This window comes from Halosolutus sp. DAT137, from assembly GCF_059736405.1.
Map to the genome: position 1 here is coordinate 36,774 of NZ_JCAQID010000004.1, position 23,514 is coordinate 60,287.

General features: G+C 59.8%; 27 protein-coding genes. 10 read left to right on the forward strand and 17 right to left on the reverse strand.

Annotation, left to right across the window (positions count from 1 at the left end; translation table 11 throughout):
- Positions 1–29: 29 nt before the first annotated feature.
- The 3 genes from AC6I6L_RS08765 to AC6I6L_RS08775 form a co-directional block, all read right to left on the reverse strand.
- Entirely contained in the window at positions 30–1,136 is a 1,107-nt protein-coding gene (locus tag AC6I6L_RS08765; RefSeq protein WP_497917369.1) for a tyrosine-type recombinase/integrase, read from the reverse strand.
- A 686-nt stretch (positions 1,137–1,822) separates the two neighbouring features.
- Positions 1,823–2,986 carry a cation:proton antiporter gene (locus AC6I6L_RS08770; RefSeq protein ID WP_497917370.1) on the reverse strand — a complete coding sequence of 388 codons (1,164 nt, stop codon included), beginning with the start codon at positions 2,984–2,986 and terminating at the stop codon, positions 1,823–1,825.
- Between the two features lie 147 nt (positions 2,987–3,133).
- Positions 3,134–3,931 carry a ZIP family metal transporter gene (locus AC6I6L_RS08775; RefSeq protein ID WP_497917371.1) on the reverse strand — a complete coding sequence of 266 codons (798 nt, stop codon included), beginning with the start codon at positions 3,929–3,931 and terminating at the stop codon, positions 3,134–3,136.
- Positions 3,932–4,176: 245 nt separating this feature from the next.
- Here AC6I6L_RS08775 and AC6I6L_RS08780 point away from each other — a divergent pair, with 245 nt between their 5' ends.
- The 3 genes from AC6I6L_RS08780 to AC6I6L_RS08790 all read left to right on the forward strand — a co-directional run bounded on the left by AC6I6L_RS08780 (position 4,177) and on the right by AC6I6L_RS08790 (position 5,969).
- Positions 4,177–4,611, forward strand: coding sequence for a hypothetical protein (locus tag AC6I6L_RS08780; protein WP_497917372.1), 435 nt, complete (start codon positions 4,177–4,179; stop codon positions 4,609–4,611).
- A gap of 360 nt (positions 4,612–4,971) precedes the next feature.
- Complete coding sequence (locus AC6I6L_RS08785) at positions 4,972–5,349, forward strand: YncE family protein (protein WP_497917373.1); 378 nt, start codon at positions 4,972–4,974, stop codon at positions 5,347–5,349.
- A gap of 344 nt (positions 5,350–5,693) precedes the next feature.
- Complete coding sequence (locus AC6I6L_RS08790) at positions 5,694–5,969, forward strand: DUF8001 family protein (RefSeq protein ID WP_497917374.1); 276 nt, start codon at positions 5,694–5,696, stop codon at positions 5,967–5,969.
- Between the two features lie 231 nt (positions 5,970–6,200).
- Here the strand turns inward: AC6I6L_RS08790 and AC6I6L_RS08795 are convergent, their stop codons facing one another.
- Positions 6,201–6,998, reverse strand: a complete 798-nt coding sequence (locus tag AC6I6L_RS08795) for a ZIP family metal transporter (protein WP_497917375.1) — start codon at positions 6,996–6,998, stop codon at positions 6,201–6,203.
- A 156-nt stretch (positions 6,999–7,154) separates the two neighbouring features.
- Between AC6I6L_RS08795 and AC6I6L_RS08800 the strand changes: the two genes are divergently transcribed.
- Complete coding sequence (locus AC6I6L_RS08800) at positions 7,155–8,501, forward strand: TIGR00341 family protein (RefSeq protein ID WP_497917376.1); 1,347 nt, start codon at positions 7,155–7,157, stop codon at positions 8,499–8,501.
- Positions 8,502–8,504: 3 nt separating this feature from the next.
- Here the strand turns inward: AC6I6L_RS08800 and AC6I6L_RS08805 are convergent, their stop codons facing one another.
- The 11 genes from AC6I6L_RS08805 to AC6I6L_RS08855 all read right to left on the reverse strand — a co-directional run bounded on the left by AC6I6L_RS08805 (position 8,505) and on the right by AC6I6L_RS08855 (position 16,692).
- Positions 8,505–8,948 (reverse strand): pyridoxamine 5'-phosphate oxidase family protein, encoded by a 444-nt coding sequence (locus AC6I6L_RS08805; protein WP_497917377.1) that lies wholly within the window; start codon positions 8,946–8,948, stop codon positions 8,505–8,507.
- A gap of 70 nt (positions 8,949–9,018) precedes the next feature.
- On the reverse strand, positions 9,019–10,077 hold the full coding sequence (locus AC6I6L_RS08810; protein WP_497917378.1) for an NAD(P)/FAD-dependent oxidoreductase: 1,059 nt from the start codon (positions 10,075–10,077) through the stop codon (positions 9,019–9,021).
- Complete coding sequence (gene trxA, locus AC6I6L_RS08815) at positions 10,074–10,433, reverse strand: thioredoxin (protein ID WP_497917379.1); 360 nt, start codon at positions 10,431–10,433, stop codon at positions 10,074–10,076. Before trxA ends, AC6I6L_RS08810 begins: the two co-directional genes overlap by 4 nt.
- Positions 10,434–10,700: 267 nt before the next feature.
- On the reverse strand, positions 10,701–11,744 hold the full coding sequence (locus tag AC6I6L_RS08820; RefSeq protein WP_497917380.1) for a sulfite exporter TauE/SafE family protein: 1,044 nt from the start codon (positions 11,742–11,744) through the stop codon (positions 10,701–10,703).
- Entirely contained in the window at positions 11,744–11,914 is a 171-nt protein-coding gene (locus AC6I6L_RS08825) for a DUF7512 family protein (RefSeq protein WP_497917381.1), read from the reverse strand. Before AC6I6L_RS08825 ends, AC6I6L_RS08820 begins: the two co-directional genes overlap by 1 nt.
- 735 nt (positions 11,915–12,649) lie before the next feature.
- Positions 12,650–13,150, reverse strand: a complete 501-nt coding sequence (locus tag AC6I6L_RS08830; protein ID WP_497917382.1) for a PKD domain-containing protein — start codon at positions 13,148–13,150, stop codon at positions 12,650–12,652.
- A 130-nt stretch (positions 13,151–13,280) separates the two neighbouring features.
- Entirely contained in the window at positions 13,281–13,469 is a 189-nt protein-coding gene (locus tag AC6I6L_RS08835) for a hypothetical protein (protein WP_497917383.1), read from the reverse strand.
- A gap of 236 nt (positions 13,470–13,705) precedes the next feature.
- Entirely contained in the window at positions 13,706–14,260 is a 555-nt protein-coding gene (locus AC6I6L_RS08840) for a class I SAM-dependent methyltransferase (protein WP_497917384.1), read from the reverse strand.
- A gap of 178 nt (positions 14,261–14,438) precedes the next feature.
- Positions 14,439–14,873 carry a YeeE/YedE family protein gene (locus AC6I6L_RS08845; protein WP_497917411.1) on the reverse strand — a complete coding sequence of 145 codons (435 nt, stop codon included), beginning with the start codon at positions 14,871–14,873 and terminating at the stop codon, positions 14,439–14,441.
- A gap of 47 nt (positions 14,874–14,920) precedes the next feature.
- A complete protein-coding gene (locus AC6I6L_RS08850; protein WP_497917385.1) occupies positions 14,921–15,478 on the reverse strand; it encodes a YeeE/YedE family protein in 558 nt (185 codons plus the stop codon).
- Positions 15,479–15,498: 20 nt separating this feature from the next.
- A complete protein-coding gene (locus tag AC6I6L_RS08855) occupies positions 15,499–16,692 on the reverse strand; it encodes an MBL fold metallo-hydrolase (protein WP_497917386.1) in 1,194 nt (397 codons plus the stop codon).
- Between the two features lie 244 nt (positions 16,693–16,936).
- Between AC6I6L_RS08855 and AC6I6L_RS08860 the strand changes: the two genes are divergently transcribed.
- The 6 genes from AC6I6L_RS08860 to AC6I6L_RS08885 all read left to right on the forward strand — a co-directional run bounded on the left by AC6I6L_RS08860 (position 16,937) and on the right by AC6I6L_RS08885 (position 21,691).
- The gene (locus AC6I6L_RS08860) at positions 16,937–17,182 is read left to right on the forward strand and encodes a sulfurtransferase TusA family protein (RefSeq protein ID WP_497917387.1); all 246 of its coding nucleotides are present in this window, start codon (positions 16,937–16,939) and stop codon (positions 17,180–17,182) included.
- A gap of 1 nt (position 17,183) precedes the next feature.
- Complete coding sequence (locus AC6I6L_RS08865; protein ID WP_497917388.1) at positions 17,184–17,780, forward strand: DsrE/DsrF/DrsH-like family protein; 597 nt, start codon at positions 17,184–17,186, stop codon at positions 17,778–17,780.
- A gap of 58 nt (positions 17,781–17,838) precedes the next feature.
- Positions 17,839–18,045 carry a DdfA family disk-determining factor gene (gene ddfA / locus AC6I6L_RS08870; protein WP_497917412.1) on the forward strand — a complete coding sequence of 69 codons (207 nt, stop codon included), beginning with the start codon at positions 17,839–17,841 and terminating at the stop codon, positions 18,043–18,045.
- Positions 18,046–18,279: 234 nt separating this feature from the next.
- Positions 18,280–18,759, forward strand: a complete 480-nt coding sequence (locus tag AC6I6L_RS08875; RefSeq protein WP_497917389.1) for a cupin domain-containing protein — start codon at positions 18,280–18,282, stop codon at positions 18,757–18,759.
- 177 nt (positions 18,760–18,936) lie between these two features.
- Positions 18,937–19,311: a winged helix-turn-helix transcriptional regulator gene (locus AC6I6L_RS08880; protein WP_497917390.1), complete on the forward strand. Its 375-nt coding sequence runs from the start codon at positions 18,937–18,939 to the stop codon at positions 19,309–19,311.
- Between the two features lie 1,075 nt (positions 19,312–20,386).
- On the forward strand, positions 20,387–21,691 hold the full coding sequence (locus tag AC6I6L_RS08885) for an alanine--tRNA ligase-related protein (protein WP_497917391.1): 1,305 nt from the start codon (positions 20,387–20,389) through the stop codon (positions 21,689–21,691).
- Between the two features lie 25 nt (positions 21,692–21,716).
- Here the strand turns inward: AC6I6L_RS08885 and AC6I6L_RS08890 are convergent, their stop codons facing one another.
- Together AC6I6L_RS08890 and AC6I6L_RS08895 are read right to left on the reverse strand one after the other, a co-directional pair.
- The gene (locus AC6I6L_RS08890) at positions 21,717–22,694 is read right to left on the reverse strand and encodes an electron transfer flavoprotein subunit alpha/FixB family protein (protein ID WP_497917392.1); all 978 of its coding nucleotides are present in this window, start codon (positions 22,692–22,694) and stop codon (positions 21,717–21,719) included.
- Positions 22,691–23,464, reverse strand: a complete 774-nt coding sequence (locus tag AC6I6L_RS08895) for an electron transfer flavoprotein subunit beta/FixA family protein (protein ID WP_497917393.1) — start codon at positions 23,462–23,464, stop codon at positions 22,691–22,693. The genes AC6I6L_RS08890 and AC6I6L_RS08895 overlap by 4 nt, the downstream gene beginning before the upstream one ends.
- Between the last annotated feature and the right edge of the window lie 50 nt (positions 23,465–23,514).

The following is a 23,514-nucleotide window of genomic DNA, read 5'->3' on the forward strand; positions in this document are numbered from 1 at the left end:
GATATCTATTGGTGTCAGTGATCCATTAATTACGTATCGTGTTCATCGAACGCTTCCCCGGCGTCTTTGGCCATTTCCCTGGCTTCGATGTGCGAATAGGACTGGCGAACGATCGCCTCGCTGTTGTCGAGCAGGCGGGCCGCAGCGGTAAACCCGCGTTGGCGGACCATCACTTCCCCAGCGCCGCGGCGGCCACCGTGGGGTGTGAGGTAGCCGTGTCCGTCATCGAGTTGGAGATTCGCTTCCGCACAGAGTTCTCGCATGATCCGCCTCGCGCCGTCGGTGTTGATCGACGGGGGTGAGAGTTCGTACTTCCGGAGGGCCTCGAATACTTCGACAGACCCGGTGACGTCGTCGGTAACCGTCTCGATCGCTTCGCCAGACATCCCATGTTTCTCCCGTAATCCCGATCGGAGGGCCCCGTACAGTGAGGGGAGGTGAGAGGTCGGGAACACTGGCCAGTCGTCTCCGGCCGGTTCGAGGACTTTTCTGTATCGCAACATAGGATTTATTACTTGTTCCGGGAGCGATCGGTCCGACCAGTCCTGTTTTTTCGCGAGCACAGTCATTTTGCGATCGGTGGGCGAGACGTCACGCCACCGGATTCCGTTGCGTCGATCGTCTTTGGGATCGGCAAAAATCTCGCCACCGCGTACGCCCGTATAGCAAAGGACGTAGACGAGCGTCCGGTCACGGAACGCTTTAATCGCGTCGTGTCCCTTCTTGTCAACGACGTCGTGGGCCTGTTCGTCGACGTGACGGGTGATTCGTACTCGATCCTCGTCGGTCCAGGCCTGTTGGTCGCCCGATCGGCGGCCGTCGGTCGACGGTAGTGGTTCCGTCGCGACGTCTCGCTGTGCGTAATTCACCTCGAGGTAGCCTTCTCGGACGCACCATCCGATATAGGCGCTTACCTGGGCGTAGTAGGTTCGGACTGTCCCCGCTGCGAGATCGCGGCTCGCGAGTTCTCGAGCGTAGCGTCGGAAGACTCGGGCGTTCAGCCCCTCGAAGGTTCCGTCGGCGTGGGGGTCCGTTTCGAGCCATTCGAAGAACTCCCCGAGACACCGTTCGAGATTCCGCCGGTAGTTTCCGCTTTCGGTGCTTCCCTTGGATTTCGATCGGAGGAACTCTGTCATCGGTGCCGAGAGTTGTTTCCTTGTGCGATTCACGATCGATCACCGTTGAGAGTCGGGTTCGTCTCCGAATGCATCGTTCGTGATTCCCAGAGGGAGTCGATCCTCATAAAACCACACTTGATTATTGAAGTAATCAAGTGTGTCTTCCGTATCGTCTTATCTACTGTATTCCGTTCGCAGAACGGGTGTGCGTGGCAGATGGGCAGGTATAAATTGTATGATGCGATATCGAAATACTTTGCTGGGGGATTACAAGTTCGGGATGTGAATTTCTACAAACTAATATATTTCTGACAGCTTTGAGATCAGTAACTCGTTGGGAATGCGTGTCAGTCCGAACTCATCTGCTAGCTCGGATACTCAGCCAGATTACGGCAGCTCTAGCCCATGATCTCTCTGTAGTGGGAATCAGATCACGTGGTGAAGCACCCTCTTGAAGTTCGAGGAAATCCGATCATTATTAGAGTTAATGGAGAATTACGCCGACGAGTTCCTCGACGATCGGCTCTGAGTTCCAAGCGTCGTTCCCTTAGAGAGTCTCGAGAGTGTACAATGAACTCGAGTAGTGGTATCGTAGATTGATGTAGTTACATTAATATACACAACATGATATTAAGCGCACGTCAAAATCACCCTCGTAGATTGTGGAGATTGAGTTTGACATGTAAATAGGGAGAGATACCGCTTTACCGATCCGTCCGGTTGATGGCACGCTTCAAAAGGGGTGGTGTCGAAAGAACGGAGACGAGTACAAGTGCGAGCACCGCCGAAAACAGTTGTTGATCGATAATCCCCGTAGCGAGCGCCCCAGTTACCACGACCAGTTCGACACCGGCACGAGGAAGCATTCCGACCCCGACGATAAGCGCTTCATCGCTCGGATGGCCGACGATCCGCGCACCGAGGTAACTTCCACCAATTTTCATGATCGTACCGGCTGCGACGACGGTGATGAGGAGCGGATCAAACTGAAAGAGTACAGTTGGGTCCATCTGTGCACCGACATTGACGAAGAACAACGGGATGAACACCCCATAGGCGATCCCACTGATTCCCTCGCGGATTTCCACGTCGCGGAATCGACGTTCGCTCCCAACGATTAGTCCGGCGATCAAGCCGCCGACGATCACGTCTAACCCCACAGCGTCGGTGGCGTATCCGAACAGAAACAAGAGTCCCATGATACCGAGCAGATCCGCGCTCGGTTGTTGAAAGCGGGCGAGAACGCGAGCCACTCGCTCAATCAGAAACCGTTGAACGACGATTACTCCGAGAAAGAACAGGCCGATGATGCCGATAATGCGTACGTACTGACCGCCCGAAGCTCCGGATTGCTGTGTTGTGAGTAACAACGAAAAGGCCATGAGACCGATTATTTCGGCGGAAACGGCTGCACCTACCACGTGAAGGCCGTAGCGCGTGTCGAGACGATCGAGATCGAGGAATACTCGCGCAGTAATTCCAATCGACGTAACACCCATGGCTATCGCCAGGATTCCGCTCGCGGCGAGTGAGTAGCCGAAGGCGAGTCCGGTCGCGACGCCGATCATCGCCGGGAGTCCCGCTCCACATAGTGCAATGATGGCAACAGGAACGCCGCCACGCTCGAGTTTGCCGAGATCGATCTCTTCGTAGCCTGCGTCGAACAACAATAGCATCGAACCGATCGCAGCTAGTAGCGCGAACGTTCCGGATGGATCGACGATGCCGAGGACATGTACACCGAGGACGACCCCGACGAGAATCTCTCCTAATATGATCGGCTCGCCTGCTCGTTCGACGAGTTCGCCAAAAACGAGCGCCCCGGCGAGTGCGATCCCCACCGCGAGGAAGACGTGAACGTCCGTCACAGTCCACTTCTCTACGCGAAGCGTGAAAAATCAACGAGCGTAGCCTACGACGAACGCTATTTCCGTGATCAAATTGAGCGGTACCCACCTTTTCGGGTGGCTGAAAGGGGACTCCTCTCACCTCATACCTTGGGAAATTGGACGAAATCAAATGAACACAAGCGGGAGCATGATCGCGACCCCGATCGTAATCCCAACCACGAGTTCTCGTAACCCTCGTCCAGGTAACTCCTTACCAGTGTCCAGCGCTTCGGGGATGAACTCCGATAACACGAGGTAGATCATCGCACCAGCGGCAAATCCGAACCCGAAGGGAAGGAGATCCCGAGATATGCGGACAAAGGTAAAGGCGATGACCGCACCGATCGGCTGTGGCAGACTCGAGAAAATCGCCCACCAGACCATCTTCCAGTTGGAGACACCCATCGATTTCAAGGGAATCGAGATCGCGGTTCCTTCGGGAATATTGTGAATCGAAATCGCGATTGTCATAAAAATCGCCAGCAACGGAATGGCAACGCCGAACAGTTGGGCGTCACCTTCGAGTCCGAGGTCGGCGAACGAGACACCGATGGCGATTCCTTCGGGGAAGCTGTGGACAGTCAGAATTCCGAGAATGAGCACGAGCTTCTTGAAGTCCGCTTCCTCGTACGTACGCGGGTCGATGTCACTGTCCAGCAACACGTCACGGGCAACGAGAACGAGCAGGACACCTGCGCCCATCCCTGTGAGAATTTCTAATGGTGTTCCAACAGCCAATCCCTCCCCGATGAGACCGAACACCGACGCAGAGAGCATAATGCCCGACGCAAGGCCCCAGAGAAGGACGTTTCTGCTGTCGCTGATTGATTCGAAGAAGAAAAACGGCAGTGCGCCCAACCCGGTCGCAAGCGCCGTGATGAACCCCGCGGTGAACACTATCGCGAGCGTTTCGAGTGAAGGCATTACCTCAGACTATAGGGAAGCGATGTGAAATAACGACTTCAGCAGATCGTTGACCTACCTATTCGTGTGAACGATGTCTGTGAGATGCGCGTGTCAAACTCCCCGGTCGGGTACTGTCGCAGCTCAGCAGTAAGACCGAGCACGATCCAGTCCGGCAAAGTGAATTTCACCAAGTCGTGTGATGAGGTTATAATCTGTTGTGGAATACGAACTGCAATGGCATCATCGCTCAGACGATTTCTGTCATGCTCGGAGGATCGGTCGTTGCCGCTGCCGTCATGACGATACTCCTCGCACCCCCGAACGCAACTGCGGCCGTACTAACGTTCGGTGTGGTGATGGTAGCAGGGATCACTCTCTCGTACGCGATCGGTTACCTGGGTCTGTCCTGGGAGGATACCGCCTATCCAATGCCGGAACCGACGAGCAACCCGACTGGAGAGGCGACTGATGCATCTCGAGCCGACGTAGAGGACTTGAAATGGACGATTCGCGAGGGCATCGGCGTCGCGATAGCTTCTCTGTTCGGGCTGATGCTGCTCGTATTGTTCCTGCTCGAGGAAACTGAACTCGTCGCATCTCAAAACCTAACTGTCGGTGAGATTGGTGAGTGGGCGCTACTATTTGTATTCGCTATCACGCTTCTTGTTCTCGGTCTCTGGAGTTGGCGAGGGCGATAACGTATTCGCTTCAACCCTCGGTTCCTCTACCTGTATATCCCGTTTGGAAATAGCACACAATCACGCATAGAACGAAAGCGATTGTCACCGTACGTAGCCCCGGAACGTTTTGGCTTCTGTTCGTGGTTCAGATGAGTATGACCGACGCCGGGATTCGAAGAACGACAGTTCTAATCGGATTTACTGTCGCCAGCGGTCTGTTAGTGCTGCTGCTCTCCGTTTTCGGCGTTCGAGAGACGATCGCCGCGATCACAACTGCGAACCGAGAGCATCTGGGACGTTTCCGATCCGGAGGAGCCGGTCGAACTCGAGCGCATCACCCGAGACGATGGACTGTCAGCCCCGCCAATTACGAGCGAGGTGGACCCCGCCGGCGAGGCGACCTACCTCCTCACACCCGCCATCGACGCCGTTACCGTAATCGACCTCGAGGAACGGGTCGTCGATCGCGAACTCGACATCGGTGGGAGCGCGATATCTGGCGCCTGGGACTCCGCTCGAGAGAAGCTGTACGTACCGGTCCAGACGGCGAACCACGTCGCGGTGATCGATTGCGAACAGCGGGACGTGCTCACGACCATCGAGACCGGAGAGTCACCGACGGGCGCCGTCGGCGGGATGATTCGACCCGAAACGACCGCCGGTCGACAACTGCGGGGATCGTTGTCGGCGCTCGGGTTCCCCGTCGGTGATCGAGAATCGACGTTCTGTCCGGACGATAACTGCTACTGTGGGTGACTGCGACGCGTCACTGTCGTAGCGGCGACCGCCGCTGGAGACGACGCGTCTGATCGTCCCCACGCTCACTCGAGTGGCCGCTCGTCGGCGTCGTCTGTGATTCGATCGTCGACAGCCCCGATCGAACGTGACGAGAACTTCGTAGTAACCGGGTTACGAATCGGTTACGTGATAGTATTTACTGCTGGCCCGACGACGGACTGTACGAGATGAGAGCCGAATGATCCGAACGAAACCCGAACCGCCAAGACTAACTGAACATACGGTAACGGCTCCGATAGTGTCCAGTAAGCGACCTGGAACGGTAGACGTGGATCGACCCAACTCACTCGCCCGCCATCACTATGTCTGACATACTTCACATCCAGCGGGGAGACCTCAGCTCCACAGAGATCCTAGACAAAGTCGACACGGGAAGTCGGGTAGTCATCGAAATCGACGTTCTCGGGAAACCGGTTCGAATGGCGATTCGCAAGCGGGGCGAGACGTACTACTGCGATACGCCCGTCAAACTGCTCACGTACCGGACCGCGGAGGAGATGCGATCCTGTCTCGAGCGATACAAACTCGCGACGCCGAAGCAGGAACCCGCGGTCGAAGGTGAACTCGAGGTGTCGTAACGTGAGTGCTCGGACGTCGACCTGAAGTGGTGGCACCACCGATCGAAAATGCACGGCTGAGCGATACCGTCGCTCGCCCCTCTCTTCGCAGTGATAGCCACGCAGACTTCAGCACTCGAAGCGCTATTGCCTGCAGTCAGAGCCTTCTCGAGAAGCGCTGGAAACCAGCAATTTCTGGCGATACTCACGCGGATCGAACGGTGTCCCACCGAGGCCGTGGTGTGGGAAAACTCAGACGAACGTGAGCGGCACCATGATCGCAATACCAAGAGCGATTCCACCCGCGAGTTCCCGTCGTCCGCCGTATGGCAACTCGTCACCGACGTTCAACGCTTCCGGAATGAACTCGGTGAGTACGAGGTAAATCATCGCGCCGGCCGCGAACCCGAACCCGAAGGGAAGAAACTCCCTCGCAACGCGAACGAACGAAAACGCGATGACGGCACCGATCGGTTGGGGCAGACTCGAAAAGATCGCCCACCAGACCATCTTCCACCGGGAGACGCCCATCGATTTTAGCGGGATCGAAATCGCGGTCCCCTCCGGGACGTTGTGGATCGAGATCGCGATCGTCATGAAGACTGCCAGCAGTGGAACCGTAAAGCCGAGTATTTCGGTCCCGCCCTCGAGTCCGAGGTCGGCAAACGAGACGCCGACGGCGATCCCCTCGGGGAAGCTGTGGACGGTCAGGATGCCGAGGATGAGGACGAGTTTCTTGAAGTCAGCCGCCTCGTATTCGCGCGGGTCGATGTCGGCGTCCATCAGGATGTCGTGTGCGACGATGACGAGCAAAACCCCGACAGCCATTCCCGCGAGGAGTTCCAGCGGGGTGCCCTCCGCGAGCCCTTCGTCGACGAGACCGAAGACGGACGCCGAGAGCATGATACCCGAGGAAAACCCCCAGAGAACGACGTTCCCGCGGTCGCTAATAGCGTCGAAGAAGAAAAACGGCAACGCGCCGATGCCAGTCGCGAGGGCCGTGATGAGTCCGGCGACGAACACGAACGCAACGTTCTCGAGAAACGCCATCCCTACGGTGGGTATCGGACTGACGATATAAATCGACGGCGAATGGACCCGCCCGTCGTTCGACGGTAGATGACCGTGTTTTCAGTGATCGACCCACGGCTGGAGTGATTCTGGCTCACGGGAGAACTATCCGTCCGTTCGTCGTTGGATCGCTCCATGCGGTATCTCGAAATCACTATTCCGGAGGGGCGGCGACGGGCGGTCGTAGACGTCCTCGAGAGCGAAGGGATCGAGTACGTCGTCAGCAACGAAACCGGTCCGAGTGGTGCAGCCGTCGTCGTTCGCTTCCCGCTCCCAGTCCGGGCCGTCGAATCAGTACTCGATCGACTGGCGGCGGTCGGCCTCGACGACGCTCAGGTCGTCGTGATTAACGCTGAAACGGTTATTTCCCGCGAGTTCGACGAACTGGTCGACCAGTACAGCCGTGGCGGCGCGAGGGGGCAACGAACTTCGAGACAGGTGCTCCGGACAAAAGCCGACGAGTTCACGCCAGCATTCTCGATTTACGTCGTAATGTTGTTGATCAGCGCAGTCGTTGCGACTGCCGGTTTGCTGTCGGACTCGCCCGCCGTGGTCGTCGGGTCGATGGTTATCGCGCCCTTGCTCGGCCCCGCACTGGCCGCGAGCGTCGGTATCGTTACCGGCGATGACGACCTCCGATCGACCGGCTTTCGGTATCAGATCGTCGGCGTCGCCGTCGTGATTGTGGCGTCGATCGGTCTCGCCTCGCTGGCTCGACTTGCCGGTCTCGAGCCCGGTGGCGTCGACATCGTGATCGTTGCCGAACTCGAGGAGCGTGTCTCCCCGAACCTCTTTTCGATTGCGGTCGCGCTGGGGGCCGGTGTCGCCGGCATCCTGAGTCTCACTCGGGGATTCTCCGAGGCGATCGTCGGCGTCATGATCGCGGCGGCGCTTATCCCGCCCGCGGCGGCCGTCGGGATCACGACCGCCTGGGGAATGTACGGCGCGGCGGTGGGCGCGTTCGTCCTCGTCGTCGTGAATGTGCTGTCGATCAACGTCGCCGCGCTGGTCACCCTGTGGGTTGCGGGCTACCGTCCGCAGGGGCTGTTTGAGGTGTCTCCGACTCGCGAATCAACGATCAGGTACACGGCGATCTTCGCGGTCGCGTTGCTGGTACTCGCCGCCCCGCTTGCGGGTATTACGTTACTCGAGTTCCAGACCACACAGCTAAAATCGACGGCCGAGGCGGACGTTGACGCTGTGCTTGCTGCGGACGAGTACGCTGCGTACGAGGCGGAGTCGGTCGAGGTCATGTTACATGACGACTACCCGATTCGATCGCTCGATCGCGTCGTCGTCACCATCAGGGCGGACGAACCGGGGGCGAACCCCGAACTCAGCGACAGGATTTACGCACGAATTGCGTCGGACACAGACGAGTCGATCGTCGTCGAGGTACGATACTCGATCGCCAACGTCCGGGGAATCGACGCTGACGATGGAGAGTGGTCGTCCGTCCGTGCTGACGGCGACGGTTCGTGAGGCTCACTCCGCCGATTGTCGGCCCGTCACGGACTCCATTTCCAGTTCGTAGATCTCGAGTTCCATCTCCGCTACGTCCTGGTCGAAGACGTACAGTCGGTGGAAGGAATCGTTGATCGCCGCCGCGTCGAAGCGATCGCGTTCGGTACCCGTGAGTCGCCGCAACGGCCCTCGAACGAGCACGCTCCAGCTATCCGCCGCCGACCCGTCGCTGTACAGACAGAGGCAGGCATCGGTCGTCGATTCGACGTACCGCATCTTCGTACTCGATCCGTCGCGACCAAGCCGGACGTACAGCGACTCGCCGTCGTAATAATACCCCACCGGAATCGCGTACGCCGAGGACCCGTCAGCGAGCGATAGCACCCCGACCTCGCCGTCGCGAAGCCGCCGCTCGATCGCGTCAGCGTCCATCCCGAACGTGTACACGTACTCGATTTTCTCCATTGATACTCCTACGGCTACGAGTATGATGAACCTGCCCCGGTCTCGATCGAGCCCACCACGAACCCGTACTCTAGACGAACGATTCGGTTTCGAGTTGCGGTTGGTCGTTCCGCAGCGACCGATCTTCGAGCCACTGATCTGCGTCGAGTGCGGCCATGCTCCCGGTTCCGGCCGCCGTAATCGCCTGTCGGTAGTCGGGGTCCATCACGTCTCCAGCGCCGAAGACGCCGTCGATCGCGGTTTCGGTCGTCATGCCGGGTTCGGTCAGGAGGTTCCCGTCGTCGTCGAGGTCGACGGCCGTTTCCTCGAGAAACGCGGTGTTCGGAACGTGACCGACCCCGTAAAAGATGCCGCCGACGTCGACGCGTTCCCGATCGACGTGCGGACTGTCTCGCGGCAGCGTTTCACTGTCTCTCAGTTTCGCTTTCGGACGGCCGTCGTGGTGATGGACAAGCGTCGCACCGGTGACGCCGGTCTCCCGCGAGCCGTGGATCTCGAGCAGTTCGGTGTTCCAGCGGAACTCGATCGCGTCGTGATCGCAGGCTCGCCGGGCCATGATATCCGATGCTCGAAGCTCGTCGCGTCGGTGGACGACCGTGACGCTGTCAGCGAACTTCGCGAGGAAGAGCGCCTCTTCCATCGCGGAATCGCCGCCACCGATGACGAGCACGTCGTCACCGCGGTGGAACGCGCCGTCGCAGGTGGCACACGTCGAGAGGCCGTACCCCATCAGTTCGTCCTCGCCGTCGGCACCGACCCAGCGGGCGCTCGCGCCGGTCGCGACGATCAACGATCGCGTCCGCACGGAGTCGCCGGTCGACAGTTCGAGTTCGAACGGGCGGTCGTCGAGTATCGCACGCTCGACGGTCCCGTGAACGAACGTCGCGCCGAATCGTTCGGCCTGGTCTTTGCCGCGCTGGATCAGCTCCATCCCGCCGACGCCGTCGGGGAAGCCGAGGTAGTTTTCGACGTCGGTGGTCAGCGTCAACTGGCCGCCGGGTTCGTGGCCTTCGAGTACGAGCGGATCGAGGTCGGCACGGGCGGCGTATATCGCCGCCGAGAGGCCGGCGACGCCGGAGCCGACGATCACGAGGTCCTGTCGCTCTGTCGTCTCAGTCTTCGTCCTCATTCGGTGTAGCTCTCGATGAGGGTTCGAAGTTGGTCAGCCGGCAAGGCGCCGGTGTGCTGTTCGACCTGTTCGCCGTCGGCGTAGAGTACCAGCGTCGGGACGCCGCGGACGCCGTATGCGCCGGCGAGTTGCTGGTGCTGGTCGACGTCGACCTTGGCGATGGTCGCGTTCGTCTCCGCCGCCAGTCCGTCGAGGACCGGTTCGAGCATCTGGCAGGGGCCACACCACTCGGCAAAGAAGTCCACGAGGACGACATCGTGGTCGGTGAGTACGTCTTCGAGGTGTGCCTCGCCCTCGATGTACAGTGGGTCGGTGGGCGAACGGTTCGTCGGTCCGCTGTCGACATCAGTTGTCATCACGACTCCCTACGAACTGAGAGCGTTTAAAGGTTGTGTGTGTATTGCACAATACAAGTGTACGAGAGAAGCTCAGTTGGATCTGTGTCGGTGGTGACAGTGTGGATAATTCATCCGTACGGGATCTCTGGATCCCGAAATACGGGGTCCGTTTCGTCGCCAAATCGTCTAGAACAACATATCCATGCAGTGACCGCACAATAACTCGACTCCAACGCGCCACGCTGGGGCAATCGATCGATCGCCAGTACCGAATTCCAACGGTCCCTATCGGCCGTCGCTCTCTGGCGTCGCCTGTGCGCTCGATTCATCCGCGCTGACCGATCGGACGACCCGATAGAGGATAATCGACGCGACGGCGAACGACGACCCGACGAGCAGGAGGACGCTCACCAGATCGAGTGCCCCCGTTCCGAGCCAATTTGCGAGCTCGCTGAGTGCGATTCCGGCGCTGGCGAGCACCATCATGAGTCCGAAGTAGACGATCACCTCGTCCTCGTCGACGATCGTGGTCGCCGCCGAGCCGATTCGCGCACCGAGTGCGCTTCCGACCAGTAGCAGGGAAACGACGGGAAGGTCGACGCTGCCGGACATCCCGTACGTGAACGTCCCGAACGCCCCCGAGAACAGTCCCGCGAAGAGGCTGGTTCCGACGGCGGCGGTTAACGGCGTCCCGATTACGTAGTAGATCGTCGGCATGCGGATGAAGCCGCCCCCGACGCCGATCAATCCAGAGACGAGACCGACGCCCCCACCCGCCCCCGTGATCGTCCATATCGAGGCTCGCCCACCCGTGGTCAACGAGATCATCGGCGGAACGGTGTACGACTGGATTCTCCGGGCGACCGGCGGAATTTCGTCGTCGCCAACGTCGCCGCTCTCGCCGTCACCGGCCGCGCTCTCACCGTCTCCGAGGGTGGACGCGCGACGCAAAAATAGCGCACCGATCCCGGCGAGGAGGACGACGTACGCGAGGCCAGTCACGAAGTCGGCCACTCCGAGGGCCTCCAGACCGAAAACCAGCCGACTCCCGACTTCGATCCCGATCGAGAGAACGACGAACAGGATCGCGCCGAGTTTGTAGTCGACCTGGCCCACATCGTAGTGTTTCAGGACGGCGATGACCGAGGTTCCGAAATAAAACGCCAGCCCGCTCCCGATCGCGACCGAGGCGGGGTAATCGAGGAGCAACAGCGTTGGTGTGATCAGGAACGATCCCCCCATCCCAAAAAACCCGAAGAGGACCCCGACCATGAAGCCGAAGCTCACGAACAGCACCAGCAACGCGATGCTAAGCCCCAGCACTTCCATCAGTTATTCCCGGCCGTCATCAGTTGTGCGTCCGTGATCGTCTCGATCAGTGACAGTGCGACCCGCTCGAGTGCGCCGTAGCCGACGTAGAGGATGAGGGCCTGAACGAAGACGGTCCCGACGAGGACCGTCGCCTGTACAGGGTCCGGAAGCGCTACGGTGTCGATCACGCGTTTCGACCTCCGGTATCGTACGGTAGTGTGCAAATCATGGATTTCTGGTTACGACTCCGTACCCGGAGCGACCGTATAACGCTTTTGGGTTAAGGACACAATATTACTGTGGGATATGGCACAGCGATCCAACAGAAATATCTGGAGAGGTTATCGAAATACGGGACCACGGACGGCAACCCGATTAGTGGCGCGACACCGTGCCGCCCGCGGTCGCTATCTTCGCGCGATAGGGCTTCCACTCGGTCAGTTTCGATCTGTACCAGTCGAATCTGGGCGTCATCCGACGGGGACAATTATCACGCCGTTATCAGCCAGAACGCATTACCGGCCAGAACGCTGTCGGTATAGCCAGGGCGAATCGGAGTGGTATCCCTCGATAGCAGATCACGCGGGCCGATCACACCGACTTCTGTTTGGGGGAGTACAAGCAATATCGTCTCGTCGGTTCCTACGGCTGATACGAAAGCGGTCCTCGCGGCTGCCTTCTCTGCGAACGCCGAACACGCGTTCGATGCGTTTTCCCATCTGGGTCGTGAAACGCGGGAGGCAACGATTGTCCACGTCGAGAGGCCGAAGGATCCGGGGTTCGAGCAAACGGGAACGTGATGCTCGTTCCGCCGGCCTGGCGCTTGGCGTGATCGACCCAACGTCACCCGTGGAAGGACGGGGACCGATCGTCGCCGCCCGATCGGAACAGGTTGGTGAATACACGGACGAATACGACGACGGTTACCCCGACTGGATTTCGATATCTCCGACCTGCGTCGCTTCGTGGTACATACAAATGTACACGGCCATCTCCTCGGAGGCAACGACGCCTTCGAGGGTCGTCTCTTCGCCTTCGTCCCCGACGTCGTCGCTCTGGTAATCGTCGATCACCTCGTCGTTTTCGTCCCGTATTTCGAGATTGTGCGTGACGCCGTCGCCGTTGATCCACCTGAAATCGTATTCGTTCCCTTCGATCAGCGTGATTGTCGGGTTTTCTTCGCCGTCGATACGTTGCGGCTCGATGCCGGTCCACGCCTGAACGCGTCCCTCGAAATAAAACTCCTCGACGTCCGCCCAATCGCCGGCCCCGTCTTCGTTTACTGATTCGTCGGTTTCGTCACCGTTTTCTGACTCATCTCCGTTCTCAGTCTCTTCGCCCGGTCCACCACACCCGGCGAGTGGGAGGACGCCAGTGGCTCCGGCGAGACGGAGTGTTCGACGGCGCGACAAGCGATCGGTCATCGCTCAACCGCACGTCCACGACGGATATAAATGGCTATTCACTGAATCGGAGAGTATCCGAGAATCGAGTGCGTTCGGGTCTCTACCGGGTGGGCTGGTATCAGTCGATACCGACCCACACCGAACCGTCTCATTCCCAGAACGAGGCCGCCCCCAGGCAGTACAGCAATGCCACCCAGCCGAAAACGAGGCCCGCGATGACGACCAGGAAATCCGCCAGGCAGGTTCCAACGACGACGCAGTACCCGATACCGATCGTCAAAAGCACCAGCGAAAGGCCGAACAGGAGATGACAGCGCCGTGCGATCACCGGATTCATAACTGGTCGTCACACGAGCCAGGATAAATAAGCATGACAGCGAAACTATGATTGTCACGTCTGCGATACTGGCCCGTCCTTCGAACGTCGACACCGCGTTCGTTCTGAGCGGTGCATCCAGTACGGATCGCTACAACGAGGGACCGACTCGATGACCACCGCAACGGCCCAGTAACGGATGAAACGATTTACACACTGACCAACTACCCGTCGTGCGGTCAGGTGCGCATTGATTTTCAGCGACTGGCGACGATGGCGAGCGTTTCCGGCCGATCGTGGATGCGCTCGACGGTAAAGCCGGCGTCCGTGAGGTGGCTCGCGACCTCGTCTGGACCGAACCGTTCGTCGAGCGGCGGGCCGTCCTCGCCGGGTCCCGTCGCGGACCAATCGACGGTGACGAGTCGACCGCCCGATCGGATCACGCGGGCGAGTTCACTCATCGTCTCGGGGTCGGCGTACTCGTGGTGAGTCATCGTCGAGAACCCTGCGTCCAGTTCGCCGTCGTCGAAGGGGAGTGACCCGACACCGGTCGTGACCAGTTCGACGTTCTCTGCGACGCCCGCCTCGCGGTGGTACTCGTGCATTTCCGGCTGTACGTCGACGGCGTACAGCGTCTCGGCGAACGGCGCGACGTCTCGCGAATAAAAGCCAGTTCCCGACCCCAGGTCAGCGACGACGCACTCGGTTTCGATGGCGAGCATCTCGACTAACTCCTCTCGCGAACAGAAGCGGTACCGAGACGGATCCTCGAGCGCGTCGGCGCGATCGATCGGGAACGTGTGAAATCCCATACCAGCAGTTCGGACGGTGGCCATAAGAGTGCAGCCGTTATGAGTGCGCTCGTCGTGAACGGTTTCGGGCGTCTCACTATGAAGTGAGAACGCGCCTCATACGGATTAGTGTCATCAATTACCGCCGATCGGAGAACCGTCGTGGCCGATCGACGGTAACTACGGATACGAATCCGTATCAGTCAGCGCCGGTGGGTGTCGTCCCGGAAGCGGCGCGCTGGCTACGCCAGTAGCCCTGAACGTACGCGCCGACGAACATTCCGGCAAGCGCCCACAGGATCGTGACGTTGCCGATCCCGAGGCTGGCGTAGGCCGCGCCGGGGCAGATCCCGGAAAGCCCCCAGCCCACGCCGAAGATCGATCCGCCGATCAGGACGTTCCGATCGAAGGGTTTCAGCCGCCGACCGTACGTATCGCCGGTCAGCGGCGCGCGATCGAACAGTCGGGGCACCAGCGCGAAGGCGATACCGGTGACGATCGCCGCACCGCCCATGACGAACAGCAGTCCGAAGTCCTCGAACTGCAGGAAGTTGAGAACGACCTCGGGTCGGGCCATGTGGCTAAAGCCGAGGCCAAACCCGAAGGTCAGACCGCCGGCGAAAATCAACGGCATGAACAGCGGATGGCGCCGGGTCGATTCGCCGTCCGGGTGGGTCTCACTCATGGACTCACCCCCAGTGCCATCACGACCTGAGCCGTCCCGATCGCTACCGCGAGGAACGTGAGTACGCCGACGATCGACGTTTTCGAGGCCGAGCCGACGCCACAGACCCCGTGGCCGGAGGTACAGCCCTTCCCGATCCTGGTACCGATTCCCACCAGAATGCCGCCGATGAACAGCCGCCAGGGGTGGACGTCGGTTAGCCAGACCGTGACCCCGCCGATGTCTCGTAATTCTCCAGTCGTGGCGGGTTGGTAGAGTCCGCTCGAGACCAGCCCGGACTGGAAGCTGAGTCCGTACACTGCCGCGCCCGCGACGATTCCGAGTGTAAAGACGACGCGCCAGTCTCGCGAGCCACGGTAGCGCTGGAACCGAGACTGGTCGGAGACGTACGAGAGCGTCGATTCGAGGAACGTACTCGCGCCGGCGGAAATGCCGGTTCCGAGGTAGACGACGGCGGCACCGAGGCCGACGAGCAGCCCGCCGACGGCGTACCGACTAATGCCCTCGGGAAACAGACTCTCGAACAGCGCGGGTTCGATGAATTCAGGTCCCATTCGAGTGGTCGGTGGTGGAGTTAGTCACCGGCCAGGGAACCCTGGCTGGCGGCGCAGTTGTTCGGCCCGAGTTCGAGTTCGAAGGCGTCCTCGTCGCCGGTCTCCTGCTGACCGAGGTTGGTTGCGATAATTTCCTCGAAGTTGGCCGGCCGGGGCGGCATATCTGACAGGATCAATTCGACGAACTCGTCGTTAGCCATCGTCAGCGCCTCCATCTCGTCGACGAGTTGGCCGATCGGGGCGGTGTAGGTTCCGTCGGCGGCCGGTTCGGCGGCGTCGCTGAAGTGTGCCCCGCCGACGAGCGTCTCCGCGGGCAGCGAGAGGACGCGCTCTTGAAGCGACTCGTAGAGCTGGGCTGCGGCCTCTGGTGCGCCGTCGTCGCCCTCTTCCAAGTCGGGACGAGCGACGCTCTCGACGAACAGACCGTCGCCGGTCGCGAGCAGTTCGCCGTCGATCAGGTACGAGGTCATTCCGGAGGTGTGTCCCGGCGTGGCGACGGTCTCGATCGTCGCGTTGCCGACCCGGAACTCGTCGCCGTCCGCAGCCAGCGTCATCTCGTCGGCGTAGGTGACGCCGCGATCGACTGACGCCTCGGGGATGACGCCCTCGACCCCTTCCTGGATCAGCGCGCGGACGCCCGAGATGTGGTCCGCGTGAATGTGCGTGTCGATCGCGTACGTTAGCTCGACGCCCAATTCTGTCGCGTCCCCGAGGTATCGGTCCGTGAACGCGCGCAGAGGATCGATCACGGCTGCCTCGTCGCCGTTGGAGATCATGTACCCGAGACAGCCCGAGGAGGGGCGCTGGTACTGTACCAGGGTTCCCGCGCCGTCGTATCGATCGACTTCGACGGCCTCGTAGATGCGCGCCCAGCCGTTCATTCCGTCTTCGAGGTGATTCACGTCGTAGCCGCGTTCACGGAGCGTGCCCGCGACGAATTCGCTGGCACCGCCTTTCGCACAGAGGACGGTGATCTCGCGGTCGTCCGGGAGCTGTGCGAGCAGTTCGGGGTCAATCTCCTCATCGAGGAAGTGAAAGTACGGAATGTTGATCGATGCGACGCTCTCGCCATCGATGTGCCACTCCTCGTACTCAGACTTCATTCGAGCGTCGAGCAGCGTGACGTTCTCTCTAGCGTCGATACGTCCTTTCAATTCGCCCGGCGTCGTCGCCGCTATTTCGACGTCTGGCGTTGGAAAGTCCATCTGGTCCATCTCGTTCGAGTCAGAGTACCGGCTGGGTGCACTTAAGGTTTTGCAAGGTATTTCCTTATTTGCACAATACAATAGCTGGGTGCATTTTATAATATTGCTATGGAGTGGCTGCAAAGCCACTCTGGACCGAAGACGGTTTTCTAATCGGATTGCAGATGTTTTCATATCATGCAATAACCGATATCCTTTTATAGATGCGGATGGTATTGTGTAATAGCTCCAATATAGAGCACAAGGACCACCGATGAGCTCGAAATACGACACCACGGAGACGCTCGACGTGAAAGGACTGTCTTGCCCGATGCCCATCGTCAAGACAAAGCAAGCGATCGACGACCTCGCGGCCGGCGACGTGCTGGAGGTCGTGGCAACCGACTCGGGGAGTATGAGCGACATTCAGGGGTGGGCGGACGGCACCCGAGGGGTCGAACTCCTCGATCAGGTCGAGGACGGTGATCGCTACACCCACTACGTCAAGAAAACGGACTAAGATGAGTACTGATAACGCGACGACGACGGCCGACGACAACGGTCCCGATCCCGAGGTCAACCCCGCGGAGATGCAGGCACTGCGCGATCGTATCGAGGAACTCGAATCATCGGTGGCCGAGCTGGACGACAGCGATGATCAAAAGAAGTTGACGATCGTTGCCACCCAGGGGAGTTTCGACATGGCGTACCCGCCGCTGATACTCGCCAGCACGGCGGCTGCATTCGGCTGGGATGTCATCGTCTTCCACACGTTCTGGGGACTCGACATTCTCCACGAGGAGAAATCGAAGCGCCTCAAGCTGAGCGCGGTCGGCAACCCGAACATGCCGCTTCCGAACGCGATTGCCGCGTTCCCCGGCATGGACCGGATGGCCACGAGACTGATGGAAAAGAAAATCGACGAGAACGGAACGCCGACCATCGAAGAACTGATCGACGTCTCGCTCGAGAGCGGGGTCGACCTGCAGGCCTGCCAGATGACGATCGAGTTGATGGACTACGAGGAGGACGACTTCTACGACGGCGTCACCACTGGCGTCGGTGCGGCTACCGCACTCCAACACATGGCCGAGTCCGACGTCCAGTTGCTGGTGTAACCCGTGGAGGGCTCCAGTCGGTCAGATCCCGGCGAGGGGACGGTCTCGATAAGTGAGCATGCGCGTCGTCGAATGCGTTGCCGATGCCGAGGGCGTCGATCCGTGTGACCTCGACCCACCACTCTACGATGCCATCGACCCGGCCGCACTCGATCGGTTGTTTACCCCGATCGAGGGCAGTACTGCCCCGATCGGCCGCGTCTCGTTTCGGTACTGCGGACGCGACCTGTCCGTGGACTCGAGCGGGAAGGTCGAATTGCAGTGATTTTCGACGTCGACCGAGGGTTCGTTCGTGGGTTCGGTTGCGATCGCTTTAGTTTCCGCCGCTATCCTGCGGATGACTCCGATCCCGTACCCGTCAGTGTCGACGAGCTAGGTTAGCCCTCGGGGTGGTCCGCCGGAATTCTCGGCCGGTTTTTTCGCCCTCGCGGACTACAGGGGGTCCACACGTGGCCCGCAGACGAACAAACGATTTCTTCTAGGGCATCAATGACGATACATGGGCATAGTAAACGACGCTGATCTCGACTGGTCAGAACTCAAGGACGGCGAGATGAACGTGCGGCGAAAGCAACTGGGCGAGGCGGCGGGCGGCGAGAAACTCGGGTGTAGTCTCTACGAGTTGCCACCGGGTCAGGAGTCGTGGCCGTACCACTATCATACGGCGAACGAAGAAGCGATGTACGTGCTTTCCGGACGTGGTACCATTCGACTCGCCGGGGACACACACTCGCTTCGCGAAGGGGACTACGCGGCGCTTCCAGCCGACGAAACTGGTGGGCACAAAGTAATCAACGATTCCGATGGGACGCTTCGGTATCTCGCGTTCTCGTCGATGAACGAACCTGACGTAACGGTGTATCCGGACTCGGGAAAGGTTGGCGTATTCGTCGGTTCACCACCCGGTGGAAGCGACGAACGGTCAGTCCACGGCTACTATCGCGTCGAGGATGCCGTCGGTTACTGGACGGGGGAATAGTTCGCTCGAAGTGTGAATCGATGGTGAGTCAAATAGTCGTGTGATCGCTGTGTGCCATCCGATTGTGCGTATCGAGTTGTCCATCCTCTATGCGAGACCCGAGAACGGTGGAACCGTAACTATCTACAACTGACTTACATAAGGTAATCTTATATGCATCGGTCACGAGCACTCCCTATGAACGATTCGACGAAGAAACTGGAAGTGTGGTGTGCAGGCGAGGAGTGGTGCCCGATTACCTCGACGGCGACGATGATCGGCAAGAAATGGCACTGCGTCATCATTCATCGACTCCTCGAGAACGGGCCCCTCGGCTTTAGCGCGTTACAGACCGAGGTCGACGGAATTTCGAGCAAGGTGCTCTCGGACACGCTCGAAGACCTCGAAGAGAAGCATCTGGTAAACCGGGCGATCGTCAACGAAAAACCAGTTCGCGTGGAGTACTCGCTCACCGAGACGGGTGAATCTCTCGAACCCGTCATCATCGAGATGCGCGACTGGGGACTCGAGCACCTGGAAAAGACGACCGACAGGGATCGATCGGTCGCGTGAGACGTTGACGAGTACGGGTGGGGTGGTTTCTGGGCGACCGCCTGTGAACTGATAGTTCCATTTCTCGCCTCGACCAATTCATCGAGAACCGGTGACGAGCGAGCCGACCAGTACCCGTCGACACACATCAGTGCAATCAGCCTCACACCGCGATTGGCAGAGAAACCACCCGTTCATCGAGGACACCACTACCTGAGCGAGAACCGCGGCCAGTGCGTGAAACAACCGATTAGACATTCGTTCGAGATATAGTCACGTAAATAATAGCAACGCATCATTATCTATATACTGGTATTTTGGAGGACTGGTTGGCTTAACCATCATTGAGATAAGAGACCACCGTAGTATACCGCTAATCCATTCTCGACCACCCGTCCATCTTCAAATCGATCTCATCAGACTGTGAAAATTGGACTGACCGAATTCGAGGCTCAACTGGGTCGTCTACCTGGCGATTGGGGAACCGAATATGCGCTCTCGAGGCGTGATACTAGCCGTACTTCGTACCGGGATGCAGTTGTTCAAGCGACATAACTGTCCCGGTACTCTCGGAATTCAATGCTGTTTACAAAATCGACATATAATTCGAGTATTGTACCTGATTGCCCTTCGGTCGACCGGTTTCGACTCGGAAGTTGTAGCGCCATATAGAGCCGACGCTCGCCCCATGCACGGCTTCCGACGACTCGTCACCGATTGCTCGTCGCTGGTGACGAAAGGACACGGGTGATCTCTCACTCCCGGTGAAGAGCGATCAGGTTACAGGGCATCACACGTTACACCCATACGTGTGTAAATTCATACCGGCGGGAAACACAATATGTAATGTTGGTAACTGGTTATTAATGTCGGAAATGTACTACTTAATCGTATGGGGACAGAACAAATACCACAGAGAATATCGAAAATTCACGAAATATTCGAGAAAGAATTGAGCGTGTCGTCAAACGATGGGTCCGCAGTACGGCAATATATTGTAGTTCTACTGTCAGTATGAGTTTCGATCGTCAAACGGGATACGAATCCGGTACGGATGCGGAGAACATTTTTGTCAGGCCCCGACTCAGTGGATGGTATGATGCGATCGCAAGCGCTCGACTCGCCGGAGGTGCGGACGTCGGAGGTGACGGTCGAGGCGGTCGACGGACGAGATGTGGTGCTGACGGAAACGTATTTTTATCCCAAAGGCGGCGGGCAACCGAGCGATCGCGGGTCGATCGACGGAATCGAACTCGAAGCGATCCGAAAACGAGGCGGTAAGATCGTCCACCGCCTCGAATGCGAACCGACGTTTTCCGCGGGCGACTACGTCACCTGTGTCGTCGACGATTCGTTCCGAACCTACTGTATGCGAGCACACACCGCGAGCCACGTCGTTTACGGCGCCGCCCGACGGCTGTTCGACGACCTCGGGTACGCTGGCTTCAACATCGGCGAGGAATCGGTCCGTCTCGATCTCACGACGGCGACGCCGATCGAGGACGAGGACCTGATCGAACTGGGGCGGCGCTCGAACTTGGCCGTCTGGGAGTCGCGTCCGGTCACCTGGCGGCGACTGCCAGCCGCCGACGCACGCGCACTCGACGGAATCGCGTTTAACGAGCGCACCGAATCGAAAGCGATGGACGCGCCGGCGACCGGGCCGACGACCGACGCCGTCCGCGTCGTAACAATCGGTAGTTCGACTATCGACGACGAAGAATCCACCGGAGAGCCGGCCGAGCCCTGGGACGTCGCCGCCTGCGGTGGAACCCACGTCGCGAACACGCACGGCATCGGGCCGATCGAGCTGCTCGATCGATCGAATCCCGGTGAGGGCGTCACGCGCGTAGAGTTTACGGTTGGTCCAGCCGGGATCGATCGCGCAGCGACCGTTCGAAAGAGCGCACGCGAGGCGAGCCAGCTCGCGGGCGTTCCGATCGCGGAACTCCCCGAGGCCGTCTCGCGGCTACAAACCGAGCGGGCGTCCCTGAAGAACGAACTGGAGGCTCTCAAGCGCAGGGTACTCGAAACCCGCCTTGCGGAGCTACCAACCATCGAACGCGGCGGGCTGGTCTGGGCACTCGGAACGATCGACGGGTTCGATTCGAACGCTCTCAGCGAAAGCGTACAGTCGATCGTGAGCGACGAATCGGATCGGCCGGACGTCGTGGCAGCCGTCGGAACCGAAAACGCACCATCGATCGTCGTGGCGACGACCGGTGCGATCGAGGCCAGCGCTATCGTGACCGAGCTGACCGACGTATTCGGCGGCGGTGGCGGCGGCGGACCGACCATCGCGCAGGGCGGTGGACTCGACGCTACGGCCGAGGAGGTTCTAGAGCATCTCCGAGGGGACGGGGACAATGGAAGAAAAACCGACGAGATGAGCGAATCGTAAATGGGGCTGGCAGTCGCTGTTTCGGTCAGACTCGCTCCCGAATCTCGTCGGTTAGTTCCGGAACGACCTCGTGGAGATCCCCGATGACGGCGTAATCCGCCTTCTGGATGATCGCGGCTTCGGGATCGGTGTTGATCGCGAGGATCTTGTCGGAGCCCTTGCAGCCGACCATGTGCTGGACGGCACCGCTGATTCCGCAGGCGATGTAGATGTCGGGACTGATTTTTGCGCCGGTGAGACCGATCTGGTCGTCGTGTGGCCGCCAGCCCTCGTTGATCGCCGCACGGGACGCCCCGACGGTCCCGTTGAGTAACTCAGCGAGCGCTTCGAGCTGATCGTAGTTCTCCGGGCCGCCAACGCCGCGGCCGCCGCCGATCACGACGCGGGCCTCGCCCAGTGGAATGCCCTCCTCGTCGTCCGTCTCGATGCGATCGACGCTGACCCGGAGATGTGCGTCGTCGATCGATGGCGTGAATTCACTCACCGTCACGTCAGTTGCCGACGCCGCCTCCTCGATCGGGTACTCGTTTTCCGCGGCGGTCACCAGTTTCGTCTCGCCGTCGAGGCGCGCTCGCTCGATGAGGCTCCCGCCCCAGCGGTGACGATCGAGTTCGTACGCCGCCCCATCGTCGACGACGTCGATGTCGACGCAGTTCGCGGCCATCGGCGCGTCGAGGACGGCCCCGGCGTGGGAGAGTACTTCGTGTCCGCGATCGGTCCCCGGAGCCGCGATCGTGCGTGCACCCAGTTCCGACGCCAGCTGAGCGACGCTCTCGCCCCACGCCTGGGGTGCGTAGCTCTCGAGTCGGTCGTGAGTGATATGGTGTACCTCTTCGACACCGTACGACTCGAGTGAATCCGCGACAGCGGCCCCTTCATCACCGAAGGCGACCGCCTCGAGTGACGCCGCTTCGTCCGTCGCCAGACTGCGAGCCATCGTCAGGGCTTCGAGCGAACTATCGTCGGGAACGCCGCTTTCGTGTTCGACGATCGCGAGGATCATAGCACTTCCACCTCCGAATCGAGCACCTCGATGATATCGGGAACCGCCTCGGTCCCCTCGCCCAGCACTTCGGCTTCAGCGTCGTCTTCTTCCGGCGCTTCCAGTCGGATCTTCTCGAAGCGTCCCGGCCCGGCCTCGCCTGCCGGCTCGCGGCGGTCGACTTCCTGGCGACGCGCCTGCATCTTGGCGCGCATCGAAGCGTAGCGGGGTTCGTTGATTCCTTCTTTGACCGAGATGATCGCCGGAAGTTCGATCTCGTACACTTCTTCGCCGCCGGAAATCTCTCGTTTCGCCGTCGCCACGCCGTCCTCGATTTTGAGGTCCTTGATCCCGGTGACACAGGGAAGCCCGAGTTCGGACGCTACCCGAACGGCGATCTGGTAATTACCCATGTCGGCGGACTCGTTGCCGAACAACAGCAGGTCGAATTCGGTGCCGTCGTCTGCGATGTCGCGGACCGCGGTGGCGATCGCCGAGGCGGTCGCGCGGGGTGCCCACTCTTCGCCGCCGGTTTCGAGCAGCGTCGCCTCGTCGGCCTGCATGGCAAGCCCAGTCCGGAGTTGCTCGGTCGCCTCGTCTGGGCCGAGCGTGAGGACGTGGGCCGACCCGCCGTGGGTTTCGACTTGCTGAATCGCCTCCTCGATGGCGCACTCCTCGTGGGGACTCATGGTAAACCCCAGATTACTCGCGTCTATTCGCTGGTTATCGTCAGTCAGTACGATCTTCGCGCCGGTGTTCGGTACTCGTTTGATACAGGACAGGACGTTCATGGTAGCGTGTCTGAAACGGCCGCGATCGGCCGTGAATGTGGTTCGATATC